The sequence below is a fragment of the Psychrobacter namhaensis genome, from assembly GCF_016107545.1.
Classification (GTDB): Bacteria; Pseudomonadota; Gammaproteobacteria; order Pseudomonadales; family Moraxellaceae; genus Psychrobacter; species Psychrobacter namhaensis.
Map to the genome: position 1 here is coordinate 21035 of NZ_JABASS010000012.1, position 17703 is coordinate 38737.

A 17703-nucleotide genomic window follows, 5' to 3' on the forward strand; every position below is an offset into this window, starting at 1 on the left:
TATAAGTGAAAAATATAATGGACATACTTATCGATTGATAGCAGCCAGTTAGCCTTTATTTATAGTAGGCATTCTCGGTACGCGTGTGGTCAGTATCATCAATCACTTGAGTCAGCTCGGGTATTTGCTGCTTTAGCTGCACTTCCACACCTTGACGCAACGTCATATCAACCGCTGAGCAACCTTGGCAACCACCACCGAACTTCAATACAGCCGTCAGGCCAACACCTTCTTCATCGATCAACTCAAGCAACTGTACGTCACCACCATGCGCGGCTAAACCTGGATTAATCTCTGATTGCAACACGTAATTGATGCGCTCCTCCACACTGGCATCCGCGCCCACTTTGGGTACTTTAGAGTTTGGCGCGCGGAAGGTCAGCTGACCACCGAAACGATCTTTATTATAATCAATTACCGCGTCTTCTAAATAAGGAACTGATGCCGCCTCGATAAAAGCAGAGAAATCAGCATACGTAAAACGCAGATCAGCGCTGTCTTCTTCACCAGGCTGGTTATACGCCATACAGCACTCTGCACGCGGGGTACCAGGATGCTCAACGAAGATACGCACACCGATACCATCGGTATCCTGCTTAGATAATAACTCCGCCAAATATCCTTGGGCTGACTCGGTAATCGTAATATTGCTTTTTGCTTCAGTTTGCTCAGTATCTAGCGCTGACTCATAGTCTGCTGACTGGTCCAACTGGCTATCAGCTTGGTTGTGCTCACTCATAATATTTCCTATACGTTATGACACAAATGCGATATCTATCAGGGCTACTGTGTCGTGAATGTGGTTATATCTTGAATTTGGTTTGATGTGATTTATGGGGATTATCAATTATCGCGGCCTATCGGCTTGAAGCCCTGACTGCCGTTGTTATCACGTTTTTAAAAATCTATGGCGACCATTATACCGCACTTAAACGATAATTCCGACTGCGCCACTGTGATTTAAAGCACAGCGATACCTAATGACTCATATCGGTTTTTTTAATGACACTTATTATTTAATGACACTTAGTGTTTAATGGCTTTATCTAACCCACTTAAGCAACGCAACTTAAGCAAAAAAGCCGCTTAAGCAACGAAAGTATAAAAAGTACTACGGTAAAAACAGCTTGTTTGGTCATTGATACGTCACCCCTCTATATAAAGACAACGGCAAGCGTTATCAAGCGCCCTCAACATCTAACGAACAAAGCCGTGTGGTCTGCCAGACAGCTTATAGCAATACTAAATAAAAGAGGCCCACACTATGCTGCGTGCTACTGGTATTGATTGCGCGTCGCATCGAGCGGCGTAGGCACAGCACGCAAGGGAGATTGATACCAGTAGCACTGTACCTATTTTCAAGTGTATTAACTATGTATGACTGCCAAAACGAGAAAGACCTTTTTCTACGCTTATCACATCATCACACCTCTAAACAACTTTACACTTGTCAGCCAGTGATGGGCTGTGTCAGTATTGGCCGCATTAACTTATTTTTAACCAATGAAACTTGAGTAGTAGGAAATTGGCGCATATGAGTGACTCATCAGAACAACATTCAGATAAGAAAAACGATAAACACTATCATTACTTGGTGTTTATCGGACGTTTTCAGCCGTTTCATCGAGGGCATAAAGCGGTCATCGACGAGGCATTAAAACGCTCGGATGAGGTGATTATGCTTATCGGCTCAGCTAACCTTCCACGTAGCTTACGCAACCCATTTAGCGTGGCTGAGCGTGCCGCCATGATTAAGGGCGCATATTCTGCAGAGGAAGCCGCGCGTATTCACTGCGTTGGGTTAGACGATGCGCTCTATAATGACACGCGCTGGCTGCAATATGTGCAAGCTGGGGTAAAATCTGTCACAGGCGACTTGCAAGCTGACATCGGTTTGATTGGCCATTCAAAAGACAGCTCATCGTATTATTTGTCGCTCTTTCCAAACTGGGCGTCGGTTTCTGTCCCCAATTACCACAACCTGTCCGCCACTCCTATTCGTGACAGCTACCTGATGGGCGCGACCCCAACGCCTGAGCGCACCCCAGAATCGACGCGCAAGGTCTTGAACGATTTTAAAAAAACAGATGAATACCAACAGCTGCATGAAGAAGCCGATTTTATTGATAAATACAAAAGACAGTGGGAGTCTGCGCCTTATCCTCCTACCTTTATGACAGCTGATGCCTTGATTGTGCAGTCAGGGCATATCTTGTTAGTCGAGCGCCGTAGCATGCCAGGACGTGGACTATGGGCACTACCAGGTGGTTTTATCAATCCAAAAGAGACGCTGTTTGATGCGTGTATCCGCGAGCTACGCGAAGAGACCCGACTTAAAGTACCTGAGCCCGTTTTGCGTGGCTCTTGCCACAGTCAGCATACCTTTGACGATCCTTATCGTTCAGCACGCGGTCGCACGATTACGCAAGCATTTTATTTTCAACTTAAAAACGACCCAAAAGGCTTACCAAAAGTAAAAGGCGGCGACGATGCCGCACAGGCATTTTGGTTACCGTTGGCAGAACTTGATGCCAAAATGATGTTTGAAGATCATTATGCAATTATCACCAAAATGGTTGGGTTGTAGCCTTTTTTGTCGTTGACGATTGATACATTGTTTACCAGTGGTTCACTAATGACAGTCTATGTCATTTATTTTATATACTTTTATGCCAACGCCGATAGACGTCAATGGTTAATCTAACCGCAGTTGATCTTCATTAAAGCAGCTGCGGTATCTAAAAGCAGAGGAGTTCTGTGATGTACACCAGTAATTTGAATAACTTAATACTCAATAGTGACAGCTATAAAACCTCACATTGGGTGCAATACCCAAGCGGTAGTGACTATCTGTCGAGCTATATTGAAGCGCGTAAAGGCGACTACGATGTGGTGTTTTTTGGTTTACAAGCCTTTATTAAAGAGTACTTAAGCACCCCTATCACGCATCAAGACATTGACGAAGCCGAAATGGTCATTCAAGCACATGGCTTGACCTTTAACCGTGCGGGCTGGGAGCGTTTGGTCGATAAACACAATGGTTATTTGCCACTACGTATCGAAGCTGTACCCGAAGGCAGCATCGTGCCCGTATCCAATGTGGTCTGCCAAGTCATCAATACCGATCCTGAGTTTTACTGGCTACCCAGTTATATCGAAACGGCCCTATTACGCGCGATTTGGTATCCCTCAACGGTCGCTAGTGTCTCGCACTACTGCAAATGCATCATTCGTCAAGCGCTGGAGAAGTCAGCGGACAACACAGAATCGCTCACTTTTCGTTTGCATGATTTTGGCGCGCGAGGCGTTTCTAGCCAAGAATCGGTCGCCCTCGGCAGTTTGGCGCATTTGGTGAATTTTGCTGGCACCGATTCTATGACTGCGCTGGTTGCTGCCAGTCGCTGGTACCAGATGGATAAAGACATGCCAGCGTTTTCTATCCCAGCGGCCGAACACAGCACCATGACGGCATGGGGACGTGACGGCGAAACCGCCGCCTTTGCCAATATGATTGAGCAGTTTGGTGGTAAGGGAAAAAGTTTTTCTGTCGTCTCTGACAGCTATGACTTGTGGAATGCCATTGACAATGTGTGGGGTGGCAGCTTAAAAGACGAGGTAAAAAACATGGGCGGCACCTTGGTCATCAGACCAGACAGTGGCGACCCTGCTAAAGTGGTTCGTGAGGCGTTAGAGCGTTTGGCGGTGAAGTTTGGTACGAGCATCAATAGTAAGGGTTATAAAGTACTGCCGGACTATGTACGCGTCATCCAAGGCGATGGCATCAGTCCACAAAGCTTGAGTAAGATTATTGATGTGGTGATGAAAGCAGGCTTTAGCGCTGACAACGTGACGTTCGGTATGGGCGGCGGCTTACTACAACAAGTCAATCGCGACACCATGAGTTGGGCGATGAAAGCCAGTGCTATCTCTATCGATGGGGCATGGAAAGACATCTACAAAGACCCTGTGACCAGCCGCTCTAAACGCTCAAAAAAAGGGCGCTTAGCCTTGATAAAAGACAGCAGCGGCGCACTAAAAACCATCAAAGCTGAGGCGTTGGCCACAGTTTCTGACAATCTGCTACGGGATGTCTATATCGATGGTGAATTATTAATCGACGACAGTCTTACCACTATTCGGGAGCGTGCAGGATGGTAGCAATATGATAAATAGCAATAAAGTAACCTCTGTCGCAAGAGATGTGCTCCTCGCCCCTGTGTACCTGTATCAAGGGCGCAAAATCAAGCGTGATACCGTACGCCTACCTGAGCCAAATGGAGAAAGGCACGGTCATGTGTCATTACCAGAAGCTACCATTACGGCCAAAAATAAGCGTAAGCCAACCCTAAATCTCATGATTGTTGGTGACTCGGCAGCAGCGGGGGTTGGTAGTCAGACCCAGCAAGAGGCGCTAGTCGGTAAGCTGATTCCCATATTAGCGCAGCAGTCCGATATTTATACTCAGTTTGATGAGCTGGTCTGGTCGTTGCAAGCGACCACTGGCCATACCAGCTTTGATATCTTGCGTAGGCTATATATCCTACCTCCGCCCAGCCAGCCTGTTGATGTGATGGTACTGAGTGTCGGGGTGAATGACACGACCTCTAACGTCTCTGTGCATAAATGGCAACAGCAAATTAAAGACATCATTGCTATCGCTCAGCGTAAATTTGGCGTACGCGAACTGATTTTTTTAAGTCTACCGCCGATGGCACAAATGCCGGCGATACCGGCCCCGCTCAATAACTTTGTTGGCGCAAAAGCCTCAATTCTTGACAAGGTATTGCAGCAAGAGTGTGCTGCTAATGACAGCGTCACCTATATGGCAACCGACTTTCCACGGATGATAGAAGAGCACGCTAATGGCAAGCCAATTGATATCGCAGTCATGTTTGCCAGTGACGGTTTTCATCCTAGCAGCCTCATGTATGGTTACTGGGCGCAGCAGGTGGCCGAACGAATCATTCAGGTGCTTGATGCTTCCACGTCTTAGTTTTCTAGCTGTAAAACAGGGGGGATTTACTTTTAACCACCCAATAAAAAACCGCTGACTCATCAGCGGTTTTTTATGGTTTAGCGAACGACCTTTACACAATAAGTGTAAATTATTCAGCAGAATCAGCGGCTTTCTTGCTACGGCCACCGAATGCACCAAAGCGTTTGTTGAAGCTAGCAACACGGCCTTCAGTAGAGGTTTTACGCTGCTCGCCAGTATAGAACGGATGCGACGCACTTGAGATATCAAGTGGGTAGTATGGGTATTCTGTGCCTTCGTATTCACGAGTGGCTTTCGTCTTAACGGTTGAACGAGTCAAAAAGAACACGTCAGCGTTAGTGTCATGGAACAAAACTTCTTGGTAATTAGGATGGATATCTTTACGCATAATAAACTCTCTAGGTCCGATGTATGTAGCGTGATTTTTACACCATCTTTATGGTGGGTCAAACCAGCAATGACATACGTAACTGAGGCACTAAGGACATTTATAAGTATGGCAACTGCGTCACTGGCTTATTCCAGCACAGAGCACCACACCCCTGCTCACTTAGCCTTTCCCCAGCGGGAAAATCAAAACGCGATTTTAACGGTTTTCGACGTTCTATGCAAGCAGCAGTTATGAGGGTTATATGTGATAAGTTGTCAGCAAAACAACCGCGGTATTGAGATATGCGGTTTATACCAGTACAATATTCCATTAGATAAGGTAACCAATCTTATCTAATGTTATAGATTAATTTAATAATAGTAGTTTATAGGGAGACGTTTGTCATTCACAAAGGACATGGGTAATGAGGTAAGTGACTACCTACTATCTCCCCCTGACTGCTTTGGTATGATAAGGGTTTCTCTACTAATTATTAGCCTACATCAATAAACGACCGTCATGAATGAACGCTCAATTAATGCACACTCAATAAGGATACGCTAATGATAAACGCTGCAATGAAAAACACCGCAAAAGCCCTGCTAGTCAGCTCCACCCTTGCTGTTACTACCATGGCTAGTGCTGCACTTCCGAGTCAATGGCAGTTAGACGACTCGCATACTCGCGTCGGCTTTTCTGTTGAACACATGGGATTTTCTACCGTTATGGGACACTTTAGTGATGTAGAGGGTACCGTACAATTTGACCTTAAAAACCCAAACCAAGCCCAGCTTAACTTTGTCATTGATACAGACAGTATTGACACTGCTTGGAAAGCGCGTGACGAGCATCTAAAAACCGATGAGTTTTTCAATGTTGAAAAATATCCTACCATGAGCTTTAAATCGACACAGGTTAACTTTATAAACCCACAACAAGCAAAAGTAACCGGTGACTTCACTTTACTGGGTCAAACCAAACCAGTAACGCTTAACCTAACGTTAAAGAAAGTCGCTAACAGTCCAATGACAAATGAGCCTGTTATCGGCTTCCGTGCGACAGGGACTATCGATCGTACGGCTTATGGTATGGATGCGTATTCTCAAGGCGTTACTACCAGCGTGCCTATTCAAATAGATGGTGAGTTAGTAGAGAAAAAAGCAAAATAGTCCTAGCTTTTAGACTAAAAAAGAACGTTACTCTCTCTGATTAAAATAAAAAAGCAGCCACTTTGATGGTTGCTTTTTTGATTCGGCTCAATCATAAATCTCACGTATGGGCGGCGCATTAGTTGGTTTTAACGACATGCCAAACGCCAAGTTTGTTATCGCCATTTTGGTCGCCAACTTTTGTGTCATTGGCATAGAAGTATAAAGGCTTGCCATTCACTGCCCACTGGTATTTGCCGTCTTCACGTTGAAACGCTGAAAATTGACCAGAAGCTTGTGCGTTACTAGGCGCCATAAACGCCGGCCACACCAACAAACATGCAGAACCGCACTCTGATTTATTCATAGAATCTTTGTCAAAAGTATACAAGGTCATATGGTTAGTGGCATCGACTAGTACGCCGTTTTTACTGGCTACTGGCGCCGTATTTGTCGTGGTGGCTTGCACCTCATGCATGCCAGAATCATCATTCCCGAATACATTGTTTAACGTTGAACACCCACTAAGCGTCAAAACACCAGTGAGCGCGGATAACATAAGCACACGTTTCATAGTAACTTCCTTATCGTTGTCATTGTCATCGTAAATTTTTATTTGAATGTCTTTTTATCGTTTATCACCTATGAGGGCAATAAAGAGCGGTTTGAACCTAGCTTTGTGCCGTTTTAATATAGCACATGCTTTTAAAGAGTCGTCTCTATCCACTCCCGAATTTACAAAAGCGTATCATTCTTAACAATTGGGTAAACGAGCGCCTTAACGGTACAGACGTCAGCTCTCCACCCAGTTCTAATAACAAGGTGAAGCGTATGCAAATATTTATTGCGGTTTGCTATTGTCCATTTTGTACTAATGAGCTTAATTTTGCCGCCACTCCTCTATCACTGATAAAACCGTCTCTATTCGTTGACAAAACTCATGTATCTTCTTACGTATTTGCCGTTACTTTTCTTGTAGTTTTTCGTAGAATATCGTCACGCAAATTAAGAATTACTAAACAGTGATAGATGTGACCATTGCGGCTTAATATAAGTGTTGAACTTGACGCGCTTTGCACGCATATCAGCACTCACAAACTCATTAATGAATACGCCGAGCATGACCTGATGGGGATGCTATCAAGGATACAACAACGATAATGACTCACTCTACTAATAAAAAACCCGTTCATTCCGGCAAACGCGTCGGCATTCTTGGTGGTGGGACGGCAGGCGCAACCATTGCTATTCGCCTAGCCGCGCTAGGGCTTGAAACTTACTTATTTGAAAAAAATAAGTCGCTTATCGATGGGCCGCCGATGTGTCATTTGCATGCGGGTGGCAATCTTTATCGTGAGATTCCTGATGAGGACTGCGTTGCGCTCCTCAAACAGTGTATCGATATCTTGCGTCTTTATCCTTATACCATCGATGTACGTCCCACTGTGTTTGCCGTCCCCACTCGTGATGAAGGCCTGCCCGAGGACTTGTTGCCACGCCTTGATATATTGACAGACGCTTATCGCGACCTTATTTCCCAAGATAGCAACAATAAAGTACTGGGTGAGCCTGAGAACTACTATCAACTATATAGTCATGAACAACTGACTGAACTGGCTGAACGTGAGCAAGTCACTGTGCCAAGTACCGTTGACGAATGGATGATACCGGTTGCGAAGTATTTGGATTTAAGCAAAGTCAAGTTTCCGCTGATTGTCGTACAAGAGTATGGTTGGAATATTTTTCGTTTAGCTGCCTCTGCTCAGTTGGCGTTAGAAGGTGATGAGCATGCTCACGTCTTTACTGATACTCAGGTTAAGCAAGTCCTGCCGGTCGATTGTGAAAACTGCTCAAACGCGGATCACCATGTCACCAAATGGCGCATCGACTATCAGCAAGCGGCTGGTTCCGACTCTGTATCTGAGTCCATCGAGGTAGACTACTTAATCAACGCGTGTGGCTTTCGTACTGGCGTGATCGACGATATGGTCGGCGTAAAAGTCACCCGCATGGTCGAGTTTAAGTCTTCTTATATTACGCATTGGGAGGATAATGGCGGCCAGATACCGGAGATTATTGTTTATGGTAATCGCGGTACACCCGCAGGTATGGCGCAGCTTACCCCTTATCCAGGCGGATATTTTCAAATACATGGTATGAGTAAATTCATCACCCTATTCGATGACGGACTGGTCGCTTCTAGTCAAGACAGCGCCCAACCAGAGTTGCCTCAGCAATACGTACATTATATCGAAGAGGGCTGGGATAAAGCACCGCTACAAGCGCGTAGCCAGCAAGCCATCAATCATATAGCGGAGTTTGTACCGACGTTCCATAGTGCGCGCACAGTCGGTAACGCCTTATATGGTGGGCAACAAATCCCCGGTCAAGACGATACGTTACGAGTTGCTGATGTGAGTCTGTATTCTAATATACGCTACGCCCGCGCTGAAAATGTTAAAGCGTCATCGACCTTAATTGCTGCCGATCAGATTGTGGACGAGTTGACGGCGCTTGGGTTGATTGATAATGACACGCCCGCCAACCGCAATCGTTATGCCCATGAATGGTCTTATCTTGTGCACAATAATAGCTTGGGTATTGACAAAGTCGCCCGCATGCTCGCTGAAGAGCGCGGATTTCCGCCAGCGATGGCGGATGTGAACCACGGTATTCGCGAAAAAGCGCTAGATAACTTATTATCAGATAAAACCTAACGCTCTAATGTGTTTTGCTCCTATAGGCTGCTAATAAAACAAAAAAGAGCAGCAGTAATCAATCATTGACTACTGCTGCCCTTTTGTCTTTGTCTTATCGCTATATAACGGATTTCATCATGGTTTACACAATCACAGCTAGGTTTTAGCTTTCACTACCAGCCATTTTTTCCGTGTCGACGGTGTCGTCTATCTTGACCACTGTCTTTAGCAGGTCAATGGCTTCATTGATGGTGTTGCAAACCACCAAACGCTCAAGATCTTCTTGCTTCATAAAGCCCTGCTCAGCGGTGTATTTTAGATGCTCAATCATACGATCATAAAAGCCATTGATATTAAGGATAATCATCGGCTTTTCATGTTGATACAACTGTCGCCATGTGGCAATTTCCATAATCTCTTCTAACGTCCCAAGCCCGCCTGGCAACGTAATAAAAGCGTCGGCGTACTCTGCCATCACTGTTTTACGCGTGTGCATGGTATCGGTTAAATGCAGGCGGGTCAGCTGTTCATGAGCAATTTCGTGCTTGAGCATAAAGGTGGGAATCACCCCCACGGCTTGCGCCCCGCCGCGGATAACCTCATCAGCAACCGCCCCCATTAGCCCGATACTCGCCCCACCGTAGACCAGACCCAAACCATTATCTGCCAAGGCAAGGCCCAGCTCACGAGCAGCCTGCTCATACACCTCACTGTTGCCCAAACGTGAGCCACAATAAACCGCCACCAGTGGCATCATCAAGGTTGTTTTATCGACTGCTTTTTCAATATTGGTAATGTCTTGGCTAGTAATGACCTCATAAGTATCATTATTAATTTTCATTTGCATATAACGTCCTTAATTTTCATTTCAATTGTTTTTACGAGTGCTTGCTGATGGCGACATATTTATTAAAGCGTGTTAAATATTTAAAACAGGATATGCATTCAAATATTTGTGGACAGTGTCATCGAGGATAAATCACATAGAACTTAGAAGTCATATTTGATCGCCTGGCTTACCAGCATTTATCTTAACATAAGCGATACTACCACGTGGTAGCAACGATTTATCTCTACACAATTATGACATTTTTGGCGCTGAGCATTGATAAATTATGTCAAGTAAACCGTCACTCTCTACGCTAACAAACAATAAAAAACTTTAAGGTAACACCATGGATAACACTCGCACTCCCCCTTCTATAGGGCGACTAAGCTCTAGAGACAAGCACCATAACGATGCTGGTGCTGATATTGACACCTACTCACTGAGTATCATGACCGCGCGTAATCACCCTTTAGCAGCGACAACCTATCGCCCTAAGACACAGGTAAAAACAGCCGTTATGATAGCGCCAGCAACGGGTATCAAACGTCAGTTTTACCACAACTTTGCAACTTATTTAGCAAAAAATGGCTTTGGTGTGCTGACCTTTGACAATGAAGGAGTTGGTGAATCACTTTCAACCGATTTGGCAAAATGTGACGCCTCACTCATCAGCTGGGGTCGCCACGATATGCCAGCCGTGCTCGATGCATTGCAAGATGAATTTGCCGATGCTTCTTATCACCTCATCGGTCATAGCGCGGGCGGTCAACTGCTTGGTTTAATGCCAAACTACAAGGCCATTACGTCCGTATTTAATGTCGCCTGCTCCTCAGGCTGCATCAAAAATATGGACATGCCTTACAAGCTCAAAGCAATGGGCTTTATGGACGCGTTTATTCCACTGGCCAACCTAACGCTGGGTTACACGCCTGCGGATAAAGTCGGTATGGGCGAACCATTGCCACGCGGGGTTGCTCGTCAGTGGCGTGAATGGTGCAACGGCTCAGGTTATATCAAGACGGCGTTTGGCAAGAGCATCCACACGCATTTTTATGATGAGATAAACACGCCAGCATTGTGGTTAGGCTTTAGCGATGATGATATCGCCAATAGTAAAAATATGGACGATATGATACGGGTGTTTACAAAAATGCCCGTGGAAAAACGTTTTTTATACCCTAAAGACTTCGGCCTGAGCCACATCGGACACATGCGTTATTTTAGTAGTAAAACCCACACCAAAGCGCCAGAGTTGTGGCAGATGGCAGTAGATTGGTTAGATAAGCAGCCATAATCTCGTATTTGTTTTAGGGCGTGTCCTCAATTCAAATAACGCTATTTATTCCTTCGCGCCTTTTTCTGCATTGATGCGCTTCGTCAACGCAGAATAAAGCGATGGCTGCATGTTATGAATATTGCCCATCATCCATCTAACATAGCTGATGGGCACCTCTTTGATGGGCTTGCCTTTATATTTACCAAAGGGCATTTTACTCACTGGATTGGCGGTATTCGAGATAGCATGTGCCGCTGCAAAATCGGTCGGTGCAATCGCCAAACGCTCACAGCATGCCTGATAGAGCAGATAGCACATCCGTGCATCCCCTAACGCGTCATGGGCGGCCATCGTTATTGCACTCGCCTCGCCCTCGCCCAATAATTGCTCAATACACTTAGACTGACCATAAGCGCTCCATTCTGGAAAGGCGGCACGCGCAAGCTTTACGGTACAAATCAGCTTAGTAGATGGGCTGCCAATCACCCGCCAATCAAACCGGACATTATGGCCAATTAAGTACGCTGGTAATTCAAACTCAGCCAAATCAAAACGCTCAAGCCCTGCGACATCCTCATCGGTAATGCCGTGCACCTTGATGACAGTAGGTGATATTGAGCGGCCGCTGTTAAAGTATTGCATCCACTCATAGCCCGTCGCTACATTAATAGTCGCAACTTGGATAGGCCGTGGATCACGCCCTTGATCGGTTTCGGTGTCAATAATAAGCGCTGTGGCAGCCATAAAAAAATCAGTCATAAAGAGTCAGCCATCAATAACAGCCATTGTATTTTAAAAATTGTGTTTTAAAAGAAGCGTTATATTTATGAGGTTAAAATGCTGATATAACAATGCTATACACACGTTAATCGGCCACACCCATATAATGTTGAATCAGGCAATAAAATATATATAAGAGATATCGATGCCAGCAGATGAAAAAATCCCGCAATCAAAGCCCTCTTTTTTCAGTCGTGTGATCAGCATACTGATCAAGGCCACGCTACTGCTAGCGCTATTATTTGTCTTGGACAAACTGCTACCGAGCATTAGCCAGCAAACCCAGTCATTTGTGGTCGCCAAATGGCAGCAGCTGAGTCTGTTGCAACAAGCGCTGCCCACAGAGAATAGCTTACCCAGCCCACTCCCAGAGCAAAACCTGACAGACACTTGGGGCGCAGCGCGTAGTCAAGGGCGCTCCCACGAAGGCATCGATATTTTTGCACCTCGCCACACCCCTGTTCAGTCGACAACCCAAGGTATCGTCAGCAAAGTTGGCGAGAATAATTTAGGTGGTCGTGTGGTCGTGGTCGTAGGGCCGGGCGGTGCAGGGCACTATTATGCGCATTTAGAAGACTATGCCGACATCGCTCCCAATGACTGGGTCAACCAAGGCGAGGTGATCGGTTATGTGGGTGACAGTGGCAACGCAAAAGGCACACCGCCCCATGTGCATTACGGCATTTATATTAATGGTAGCGCGGTGAACCCTTATCCGCTTTTGCAAAAAGAGTAGCGTTTGCAACGCACTATTTAGCACGTTCAAAGACCGCTTATTAACAGAGCGCGTATCCTTAATCCGTAGACGCAGAGCGCACACAAGCTGCTGGGAACACCGCGCTAAATGTCGATCCCGCCCCTTCTACTGAGTCAATCTGCAAGTGTGCCTCATGCTGGTGCAAGACGTGCTTTACAATGGCTAGCCCTAACCCCGTACCGCCTGTCGCACGGCTGCGACCTTTATCGATACGATAAAAGCGCTCTGTCAAACGGGCAATGTGCTGAGGTGCGATACCAAGGCCATCATCTTCGACAGCAAATCGACAACCATCTGCCGTCCGCGTCCAACTGATGGTAATATTGCCGCCTTTCGGTGTGTATTTGATCGCATTAATCACCAAGTTGGACAACGCACTGTTCAAATACATCTCTGACCCATATAGCCCATCATAAGTATCTATATGCAGATGAATGATGTGTTTGTAGGCCTGATTGTAAGCCTGCGCATCGTCATAGATATTGGTCAACAGTTTGGTCATATTTATGTAATTGAGCTCGTGAGCCTCTTCAATCTCTATCTTAGACAACAGCAGTAAGTCATTTACAATTCTATTCATACGCGCAGTCTGCTGGGTCATCAGCTCAAAACCGCGTCGCCACTTCGGTGGCATATCTGGCTGATCTGAGAAGTTTTCTAGATAACCCATCATCACGGTCAAGGGTGTGCGCAGCTCATGCGAGACATTGGCCACAAAGTCCTGACGCATTTGCTCTAAATGCCGCAAGCGGGTCACATCATAAATAAACAACAGCTTCTCATCTCCAAAAGGCGTGATCTCACACTTTAGATACCGACTGGGATCACGCCACGACTCGAGATGCACACCGTCGTTGGGCAGCGTGGTGTTTTTATAATACTGCCGAAACTCAGGTACCGTAATGTAATCAAAAATACTTTGACCTTTATCAATGGGCTGCAACGATAGCAAATCTTGCGCCGCTTGATTCCACCACTCTAGACCATCGTCATCATTGAGCAAGATCACCGCATCTCGTAGTGCTCGTAGTGCGCTTCTGATTTTTTGCAGTTGCTCCGCTGTATTCTGCTGGGAGATCGACTCTAATGTATTTTGCTTATTTTGTATGGGTGCCATCTTATCCATTTCTCATCCTTACCACTATCCATTGCCTTAGATTGACATGGCTTATACCAGATTAATTTGGCTCAATAAGGCTAGAAAATCGATAGCCTGTACCGCGTACAGTCTGTATCAAAGTATCGCAATCGTGAGGGCGCAGCAATGTACGCAAACGCTTGATATGGACATCAATGGTTCTGTCTTCAATATAAACATTGCCGCCCCATACTTGATCCAGCAACTGTGTGCGCGTATAAGCACGCTCTGGATGACTCATAAAAAATGCCAACAATCGATACTCAGTAGGTCCAACGTCAATGACCCTACCAGCAGCGGTCACACGCTGACTTTTTGGATCTAAGCTTAGTTTTCCGATTTCGATAGACTTGTCGCTACTGAGTGCATTACTACGACGTAATACCGCTTTGATTCTAGAGACCAATTCACGAGTAGAAAAAGGCTTGGTCATATAATCATCGGCGCCCGCATCGAGGCCATGCACTTTGCTGTCTTCTTCGCTTTTAGCTGTTAGCATGATCACTGGTATCTCAGAGAGCAACTCATCGTTTTTGAGCATGCGACAAAAATCCACACCACTCTTATCGCCAGGTAGCATCCAATCCAACAAAATCAGCGCAGGCCTGTGGTCGACCACTTGCTGGTGCGCCTCAGACACATCAGCGGCTTGCAGGCTATCAAATCCCGCCATCTCCAATGTCATGACGACCATCTCACGAATGGCAGGTTCATCTTCAACAATCAAAATTTGCTCATTGTACATATGGCATCTCAGTGTTAGAGGACAAAGTTTAGCAGGTAAAAAGACAATACATATTCGTCAGCTTCTATCTATTAAACGGATTAATTGTGACAGCTTAATGACAGTGATCGTTTAAATTTCTCATGCTCTAAAGCACTTCGGTGGTTTAATTTACATCTAATAAAAAGTTTATCGGTCCATCATTGATGCTCTCAATTTGCATGTCAGCGCCAAACTGACCAGTAGCAACGGTAGAGTGCTGAGTCTTTGCATACTCGACCAATTGAGCAAATAAGGCTTGTGCCGCATGAGGTGGCATTGCCCCGCCAAAGTCAGGCCGACGACCTTTGTCTGTTTTTGCCATCAAGGTAAATTGTGAAACCAGTAACAATCCACCACCCACTTGCTGGACATTTTTATCCAGTTTACCGTATTTGGCAGGATCGTCGTCATTCTCAAAAATACGATACGTCAGGATTTTATCAATCATGCGCTGTGCGGTTTGGAGGGTATCATCGGGACCCAAGCCAATGTACGCCAATATCCCCTGCTCGATGCTACCCACACAATGCTCATCGACGGTGACACTCGCACAGTGTACTCGTTGTATAAGTGCTTTCATTTACTGATTCCTTACAGATTATGGTCATACAATACACGGCTGTCCATGATAAAATATAGCCATTCACTTGCCTATTAATGATTACACTAAACTTTATTTTGGTAGCCTTATTATGAATTTATTCACCACCTTACAACAGCTTGTCCCGCAGCAGCAGCTGAGTAAAGTCGCAGGGCGTTTGGCCGCCAGCCGTCATCCTTATGTCAAACGTACCTTTATTCGTAGCTTTGCCAAAGCCTACAATGTCAGCTTGGATGAGTATGAGCGCCAAAGTCTCAACGCTTATGAGAGCTTCAATGATTTTTTTACGCGTGAGTTAAAAGAAGATGCGCGCCCTATCGACAACACGGCTGAGGGCATTGTCAGTCCTGCTGATGGTATTATCTCTCAACTAGGACAGATTGACGACCATAAAGTGTTTCAAGCAAAAGGGCGTTATTATGACGTTGGGCAATTACTGGCTGATAGCGAAGATGGTCGTTATTTTGCCGACGGCAGTTTTGCGACCGTTTATCTAGCACCCAGTAACTATCACCGCGTCCATATGCCATTTGCGGGTACATTGACCAAGACTCGCTATGTGCCTGGCACGCTGTTTTCTGTCAATACCACCACCGCTGCTAACGTGCCCGACTTGTTTGCGCGTAATGAGCGTCTGGTCTGTATGTTTGATACCCAGTATGGCAAAGCGGCCGTTGTGATGGTTGGCGCGATGATCGTCGCTGGTATTGAGACAGTGGCGACAGGCAAGATCGCCCGTACTGAGGACATACAAGAAGCGAATCACGATATGCGTTTTGAGAAAGGTGATGAGCTTGGGCGTTTTTATCTGGGTTCCACTGCTATTGTCGTGCTACCAAAAGCGGCAAAAGCTGACTGGCAAGAGACGATGCAAGCCAACAGTTTTGTAAAAATGGGACAGTTATTAGGGGTCACTAATAGCAAATAAGCTTGCGCTGTAATCACGACATAAAAGCCCAGTGCTACGTGGATGACGACGTGTTACTGGGCTTTTATGTGTCTGTCATTTATAGAGATTTTATCCACTTACTCATCAATCAACCATCCTTGCTGGGTCGCGTATTCAATGTTTTTCGACAGCCAGTCATGAATGGCTGGAAAACTGTCTTTAATAAAGGCGTGCGCGCCCGCCACTTGGGTGCGCGTGACGCCAAGCTCAATCCACGTTTTGCCATTGGTATTTAGGTTTAGCAAAAATGGTAATAAACGATCAACCACGCGAAGCAGCTGAGCCTCTTGACTGCTGCCTGTCTCTTGCGCCTCCCAAACCTCACTCAAGTCCCTAATACCATTGCCCCGCTCGCGTTGCAATCTAGCGATACCAGCGCGCTCTTCGATATGGGCATCACGTCGCGTATTGGCATACAAAAAGGTGTCTCCCGCATCAATCTCGCCCAAATCATGGACCAACGCCATCTTGAGTACGCTCTCATGATTAACATCCAGCTCAAATAACTCAGCAATAGACCAACATGCCATCGCTAAATGCCAAGAATGTTCAGCAGAGTTTTCATGACGAGTGGTCTGTGTCACGTAGCTGCGGCGATTGATACGTTTGAGTGCATCTAATTCCAGTAAAAAATGCGTGACATCATCGATATCGATGTTTGAGGTGAGCGAGGCGTTGGTGAATGACATAGGTTTGTTTAAAGACATATTTTTCTCTGATGAAAAGCAAAATAGCGCTTATTTTATCAAGCGCTATCTCATTCAAATAACTGCGACGGGCTGCGTCAATTATTTGACTAAATGACTGATGGTTTTAAAAGCAGGGTCTTGACTGCTTCGGCACAGCTCAAACAAAATAGTCTCAACGGTGGTAATCACTCCACCTGCCCGGCGAATACGGCGAATGGCTTGTTTTTTATCATAAGGAAAACGTGAGCCGACTGCATCACCAATAATGACTGGTTGCATACCGTTATCAAGTAAATCGAGCGCTGTTTGGAGCACGCAGACGTGTGCCTCAACACCGAATAACAAGATAGTGCTACGATTCTGCTGCGCCAGATAGTGCCATGCGTCATTATTATCACAGGCGCTAAAGGTCACTTTTTCGAAGCTTTTGGCATTCTCACCTTCTAATACATCACGTATCTCGGGTAACGTATCGCCTAGACCTTTTTTATACTGCTCATTGAGCATAATAGGAATGTTGAGCGCCTGCAGACCTTTGATCAGCGTTACTATTTTTTTTAAAATATTTTCATGGTCATAAATGTGCGGCGTTAAGCGCTCTTGTACATCGATAATCATCGCTTGTGTGTTTTCACGCGCAATGCGATAGGTACGATCGGTAATCATAGTAGACATAGTACACTCCTTGTACGGCTGACATTTTTT

General features: G+C 45.7%; 18 protein-coding genes. 8 read left to right on the top strand and 10 right to left on the bottom strand.

Annotated elements, in window-relative coordinates; all coding sequences use genetic code 11:
* Positions 1 to 55 precede the first annotated feature (55 nt).
* Positions 56 to 739 (bottom strand): Fe-S biogenesis protein NfuA, encoded by a 684-nt coding sequence (gene nfuA, locus JFC06_RS09360; protein ID WP_193005211.1) that lies wholly within the window; start codon positions 737 to 739, stop codon positions 56 to 58.
* 795 nt (positions 740 to 1534) lie between these two features.
* On the opposite strand from nfuA, the gene JFC06_RS09365 reads away from it, so the two are divergent.
* The 3 genes from JFC06_RS09365 to JFC06_RS09375 all read left to right on the top strand — a co-directional run bounded on the left by JFC06_RS09365 (position 1535) and on the right by JFC06_RS09375 (position 4993).
* Positions 1535 to 2587, top strand: coding sequence for a bifunctional nicotinamide-nucleotide adenylyltransferase/Nudix hydroxylase (locus tag JFC06_RS09365; RefSeq protein ID WP_198334838.1), 1053 nt, complete (start codon positions 1535 to 1537; stop codon positions 2585 to 2587).
* Between the two features lie 173 nt (positions 2588 to 2760).
* The gene (locus tag JFC06_RS09370) at positions 2761 to 4158 is read left to right on the top strand and encodes a nicotinate phosphoribosyltransferase (RefSeq protein WP_198334839.1); all 1398 of its coding nucleotides are present in this window, start codon (positions 2761 to 2763) and stop codon (positions 4156 to 4158) included.
* Positions 4159 to 4162: 4 nt separating this feature from the next.
* The gene (locus JFC06_RS09375; protein WP_198334840.1) at positions 4163 to 4993 is read left to right on the top strand and encodes an SGNH/GDSL hydrolase family protein; all 831 of its coding nucleotides are present in this window, start codon (positions 4163 to 4165) and stop codon (positions 4991 to 4993) included.
* Positions 4994 to 5105: 112 nt separating this feature from the next.
* Here JFC06_RS09375 and JFC06_RS09380 read toward each other — a convergent pair whose 3' ends face one another.
* Positions 5106 to 5384, bottom strand: coding sequence for a type B 50S ribosomal protein L31 (locus JFC06_RS09380; protein WP_193005207.1), 279 nt, complete (start codon positions 5382 to 5384; stop codon positions 5106 to 5108).
* A gap of 545 nt (positions 5385 to 5929) precedes the next feature.
* Between JFC06_RS09380 and JFC06_RS09385 the strand changes: the two genes are divergently transcribed.
* Positions 5930 to 6535, top strand: a complete 606-nt coding sequence (locus JFC06_RS09385; RefSeq protein WP_193005206.1) for a YceI family protein — start codon at positions 5930 to 5932, stop codon at positions 6533 to 6535.
* A gap of 118 nt (positions 6536 to 6653) precedes the next feature.
* On the opposite strand, the gene JFC06_RS09390 is transcribed toward JFC06_RS09385, so the two are convergent.
* Positions 6654 to 7088, bottom strand: coding sequence for a hypothetical protein (locus JFC06_RS09390; RefSeq protein WP_198334841.1), 435 nt, complete (start codon positions 7086 to 7088; stop codon positions 6654 to 6656).
* 586 nt (positions 7089 to 7674) lie between these two features.
* Between JFC06_RS09390 and JFC06_RS09395 the strand changes: the two genes are divergently transcribed.
* A complete protein-coding gene (locus JFC06_RS09395) occupies positions 7675 to 9231 on the top strand; it encodes an FAD-dependent oxidoreductase (RefSeq protein ID WP_198334842.1) in 1557 nt (518 codons plus the stop codon).
* A gap of 145 nt (positions 9232 to 9376) precedes the next feature.
* On the opposite strand, the gene JFC06_RS09400 is transcribed toward JFC06_RS09395, so the two are convergent.
* Complete coding sequence (locus tag JFC06_RS09400; RefSeq protein WP_198334843.1) at positions 9377 to 10060, bottom strand: LOG family protein; 684 nt, start codon at positions 10058 to 10060, stop codon at positions 9377 to 9379.
* 328 nt (positions 10061 to 10388) lie between these two features.
* Here JFC06_RS09400 and JFC06_RS09405 point away from each other — a divergent pair, with 328 nt between their 5' ends.
* Positions 10389 to 11336 carry an alpha/beta hydrolase family protein gene (locus tag JFC06_RS09405; RefSeq protein WP_198334844.1) on the top strand — a complete coding sequence of 316 codons (948 nt, stop codon included), beginning with the start codon at positions 10389 to 10391 and terminating at the stop codon, positions 11334 to 11336.
* Between the two features lie 45 nt (positions 11337 to 11381).
* Here JFC06_RS09405 and JFC06_RS09410 read toward each other — a convergent pair whose 3' ends face one another.
* Entirely contained in the window at positions 11382 to 12077 is a 696-nt protein-coding gene (locus JFC06_RS09410) for a putative quorum-sensing-regulated virulence factor (RefSeq protein ID WP_198334845.1), read from the bottom strand.
* Between the two features lie 166 nt (positions 12078 to 12243).
* Here JFC06_RS09410 and JFC06_RS09415 point away from each other — a divergent pair, with 166 nt between their 5' ends.
* On the top strand, positions 12244 to 12834 hold the full coding sequence (locus tag JFC06_RS09415; protein ID WP_198334846.1) for a M23 family metallopeptidase: 591 nt from the start codon (positions 12244 to 12246) through the stop codon (positions 12832 to 12834).
* A 58-nt stretch (positions 12835 to 12892) separates the two neighbouring features.
* Here JFC06_RS09415 and phoR read toward each other — a convergent pair whose 3' ends face one another.
* The 3 genes from phoR to dtd form a co-directional block, all read right to left on the bottom strand.
* Positions 12893 to 13981: a phosphate regulon sensor histidine kinase PhoR gene (gene phoR / locus JFC06_RS09420; protein WP_227670098.1), complete on the bottom strand. Its 1089-nt coding sequence runs from the start codon at positions 13979 to 13981 to the stop codon at positions 12893 to 12895.
* Positions 13982 to 14033: 52 nt separating this feature from the next.
* On the bottom strand, positions 14034 to 14738 hold the full coding sequence (phoB, locus tag JFC06_RS09425; RefSeq protein WP_198334847.1) for a phosphate regulon transcriptional regulator PhoB: 705 nt from the start codon (positions 14736 to 14738) through the stop codon (positions 14034 to 14036).
* Positions 14739 to 14883: 145 nt separating this feature from the next.
* The gene (dtd, locus tag JFC06_RS09430) at positions 14884 to 15339 is read right to left on the bottom strand and encodes a D-aminoacyl-tRNA deacylase (protein WP_198334848.1); all 456 of its coding nucleotides are present in this window, start codon (positions 15337 to 15339) and stop codon (positions 14884 to 14886) included.
* A gap of 112 nt (positions 15340 to 15451) precedes the next feature.
* On the opposite strand from dtd, the gene asd reads away from it, so the two are divergent.
* On the top strand, positions 15452 to 16288 hold the full coding sequence (gene asd, locus JFC06_RS09435; RefSeq protein ID WP_198334849.1) for an archaetidylserine decarboxylase: 837 nt from the start codon (positions 15452 to 15454) through the stop codon (positions 16286 to 16288).
* Positions 16289 to 16386: 98 nt separating this feature from the next.
* Here the strand turns inward: asd and JFC06_RS09440 are convergent, their stop codons facing one another.
* Complete coding sequence (locus tag JFC06_RS09440; protein ID WP_198334850.1) at positions 16387 to 17016, bottom strand: HD domain-containing protein; 630 nt, start codon at positions 17014 to 17016, stop codon at positions 16387 to 16389.
* An 81-nt stretch (positions 17017 to 17097) separates the two neighbouring features.
* A complete protein-coding gene (locus tag JFC06_RS09445; RefSeq protein WP_198334851.1) occupies positions 17098 to 17673 on the bottom strand; it encodes an isochorismatase family protein in 576 nt (191 codons plus the stop codon).
* Positions 17674 to 17703 lie beyond the last annotated feature (30 nt).